Here is a 3,331-nt window from a genome sequence, read left to right as displayed (position 1 = left end):
GGGTTGCTTTTCCCCAGATTTCTGGCTGACCGGCGTATGATCAGCTCGGCATAGTTCGTTCTGTGCCTCCGCTTTCAACAGCGGAGAACAGGAAGATGGAAGTTGAAGATTACCTGGGCAGAAGCCGGCTGTACCGGCGTCTCAGAAGCGGGCCGCACGGACAACTCGTCGAGCTCTATGCCGCCCGTCTCGTCGAAGAGAGGCTTGTTCGGCAAGGCACTTGGCGATGCCTTAACGTGGTTGGCGGGCTCCTGAGTTGGATCGCGGGCCGTCGCTACAAGTTGGCTGATCTCGATGAGCAGGTCGTCGAGCGGTACCTCCGGTATCGAGGCGGGAGGCAGTCTATCCAACCCGGCGACCGGGCCGCGCTCAGGCGATGGCTGTCGGTGCTGCGCGAGGACGGCGCGATCGCGCCGGTGGTTCCGCCGCCTCTCACCCCGCACGATCAGATCTTCAAGGAGTTCGATGCCTACTTGCTGTCAGAACGCGGCTTGGCCCCGAAGTCCATCGTCCGCCATCTCCCGGTCATTCGCAGGTTCCTGCACGAGGTGTGCTCCGGCGGCGCCGACGACCTGTGCAAGATCAGCCAAGGGGACGTGACCGGCTACATTGAGCGCCACGCCCAGGATTGGAGCCCGGAAACAGGCAAGGCGATGTGCTCGTCGCTGCGCGCCTTTCTCCGTTACCTCCACCATCGGAGGCTGAACCCGCGCGCGTTGGCGGATTGCGTTCCATCGATCCGACGTTGGAAGCTCGCGACTCTGCCGACCTATCTGTCTGCTGCTCAGGTGCGGAAGGCCCTCGACGGTTGCGACCGGGAGACGGTGATGGGGCGGCGCGACCACGCCATTCTGTTGTTGCTGGCCAGGCTCGGCCTGCGCGCCGACGAGGTCGCGACGCTCACGCTTGATGATATTGATTGGCGCGCCAGCGAGATACTCGTTCGCGCCAAGGGCCGACAGCGAGCACGGATGCCGATACCGCCAGACGTTGGCGCGGCCATCGTTGCATATCTGCGCAATGGCCGCCCAAAGTCGTCGTGCCGACGGTTGTTCGTCCGCACACTCGCGCCACATGTCGGCTTTGCTTCCGGATGTGCGATCACCCAGATCGCCAAGACCGCTCTCGATCGCGCCGGTATCGAAGGTTGCGCACACCGCGGCGCCCATGTCTTCCGACACAGTCTCGCCACCGAGCTTCTCCGATCCGGCGCGACCTTGTCGGAGATCGGACAGTTGCTGCGGCACAAGAGCCACGACACCACCCGGATCTACGCGAAGGTCGACATCAATGCGCTGAGAACATTGAGCCTGCCCTGGCCGGGAGGCGTGCAATGACCAATCTGCGTTCCGCACTCGAGAAGTACCTGAGCATGCGCAAGGGACTGGGATACAAGTACGAGCACCAGACCCGACGGCTCGCCGACTTCGTCGCCTTTATGGAGAAGCGCAAGGCCAGGATCATCACGACGAAGCTCGCCTTGGAATGGGCGACACTGCCGGCTGATCGTCATGCATCCTGGGCGCTGCGGTTGAGCGACGTGCGCGGCTTCGCGCGTCATGTCGCCAACTTCGATCCGAGAACGGAGGCGCCGCCCGTCGGCATGCTGCCGGGATGGAAGCGCGCCAAGCCCTATGTCTACAACGACGCCGAAATCGATGCGCTGCTGACGGCGGCGCTGGCTCTGCCGCCGGAGGACGGGCTGCGCCGATGGACCTACCATACCCTTTTCGGGCTGATCGCCGTGACGGGCATGCGTATATCCGAGGCGATGGGCCTGGAGCGTGATGACGTTGACCTCGACGCCGGCGTGCTGACGGTCCGACTGACCAAGTTCGGCAAGTCGCGCCTCGTGCCATTGCATCCGACGACCTGTACCGCGCTGCGCGGCTACGCCGCGCGGCGAGACGCACATCTGGGATCACGCCGCGGTTCGACCTTCTTCGTTGCCGAGCAGGGAGGCCGCCTGCTGCACCAGTACGTTCATCGCGTCTTCTGGCGACTGTCCCGAGAGATCGGGCTGCGGCGGCCAGGCGATCATACCGGGCCACGCGTGCACGACTTCCGTCATCGCTTCGCCATCCGGACGCTGCTCGACTGGTATCGCGAAGGCAAGGACGTTGAGCGGCAACTCCCATTGCTCTCCACTTACCTCGGCCATGCCTGCGTGCGCGATACCTACTGGTATCTCTCGGCCTGCCCCGAGTTGATGGAAGAAGCCGCGCATCGGCTGGATCGGCGATGGGAGGTGACGCCATGAAGCCCGCCTGCAATGTCGCCACGTTGATCGAGCGCTTCTTCACCGAGCGCCTCATGCGACAGCGTAATGTCAGCGCCAACACGATCGCCTCCTACAAGGACACGTTCCGGCTGCTGTTCATGTTCGCACAGGAGCGGTTGCAGAGCTCCCCATCGGCCCTGACGCTCACCGATCTGGACGCAACGTTCATCGGCGCGTTCCTGACCGATCTTGAGACGAAGCGCGGCGCCAGCGCGAAGACGCGTAATCTGCGCCTTACCGCCATCCGCTCCTTCTTCAGGTTCGTATCCTTCGAGGAACCGGCACACAGTTCGCTGATCCAGCGTGTGCTCGCCATACCGAGCAAGCGCCACGACAAGCGACAGGTGTACTTCCTGACGCGCCCCGAGATCGAAGCGGTTCTCGCCGCGCCCGATCGAACGACGTGGCTTGGCCGCCGCGATCACACCTTGTTGCTGCTCGCGGCCCAGACGGGCTTGCGCCTCTCCGAGCTGACTGGACTTGATCGGGATGCCGTCCACATCGGGTCTGGCGCACACGTGCGATGCGTCGGTAAAGGGCGGAAGGAAAGGACCACTCCGCTGACCACACTCGCTCGGCGCGCGCTTCAGGCATGGCTCAAGGAACCAGTACGGAAAGGAGCAACAGCATTGTTCCCCAACATGCACGGGGGCCGGCTCAGTGCCGACAGCGTCCAGTCGCTCCTGGGAAAGCATGTTCGTGTCGCCTACGAAAGTTGCCCGTCTTTGAAGGCCAAGAGGGTGTCGCCGCACGTGCTGAGGCACAGCGCTGCGATGGAACTGCTGCAAGCCGGCGTCGACTGCTCCGTGATCGCGCTGTGGCTCGGGCATGAATCGATCGAAACGACGCAGACCTACCTGCACGCCCACCTCGCCCTTAAGGAAGCAGCTCTGGCGAAGCTCACACCGTACGAGCGCGGCAAGCCAACCCGCTTCCAGCCGAACGACCGCCTGCTCGCCTTCCTGGAGGCGCTCTGAGCTGACAGACTATGCCGAATGGAACCGAGGCGGCCGTACATGCGATGGCCGATGCCAGCGTCACAACGACGCG

The 3,331-nt window shown here is 63.7% G+C and carries 3 protein-coding genes; all 3 read left to right on the top strand.

Annotated elements, in window-relative coordinates:
* Positions 1–95: 95 nt before the first annotated feature.
* Genes NEI07_RS08255 through NEI07_RS08245 form a run of 3 tightly spaced genes read left to right on the top strand, consistent with a single transcriptional unit; the run spans position 96 to position 3,258 of the window.
* Positions 96–1,337, top strand: a complete 1,242-nt coding sequence (locus NEI07_RS08255) for a tyrosine-type recombinase/integrase (protein WP_256033944.1) — start codon at positions 96–98, stop codon at positions 1,335–1,337.
* Positions 1,334–2,260: a tyrosine-type recombinase/integrase gene (locus NEI07_RS08250; RefSeq protein WP_256033943.1), complete on the top strand. Its 927-nt coding sequence runs from the start codon at positions 1,334–1,336 to the stop codon at positions 2,258–2,260. Before NEI07_RS08255 ends, NEI07_RS08250 begins: the two co-directional genes overlap by 4 nt.
* A complete protein-coding gene (locus tag NEI07_RS08245; RefSeq protein ID WP_256033942.1) occupies positions 2,257–3,258 on the top strand; it encodes a tyrosine-type recombinase/integrase in 1,002 nt (333 codons plus the stop codon). The genes NEI07_RS08250 and NEI07_RS08245 overlap by 4 nt, the downstream gene beginning before the upstream one ends.
* The last annotated feature ends 73 nt before the right edge of the window (positions 3,259–3,331 follow it).

It is taken from the genome of Methylocystis suflitae, from assembly GCF_024448135.1.
Taxonomy (GTDB): Bacteria; Pseudomonadota; Alphaproteobacteria; order Rhizobiales; family Beijerinckiaceae; genus Methylocystis; species Methylocystis suflitae.
Note: the sequence above shows the minus strand (reverse complement) of the source record. Positions and strands in the feature narration are given on the sequence as shown.

Bases quoted from the DNA above. Each gene is read 5' to 3' on its own strand.
- NEI07_RS08255 (WP_256033944.1), top strand. From the start codon at position 96: ATGGAAGTTGAAGATTACCTGGGCAGAAGCCGGCTGTACCGGCGTCTC.
- NEI07_RS08245 (WP_256033942.1), top strand. From the start codon at position 2,257: ATGAAGCCCGCCTGCAATGTCGCCACGTTGATCGAGCGCTTCTTCACC.
- NEI07_RS08250 (WP_256033943.1), top strand. From the start codon at position 1,334: ATGACCAATCTGCGTTCCGCACTCGAGAAGTACCTGAGCATGCGCAAG.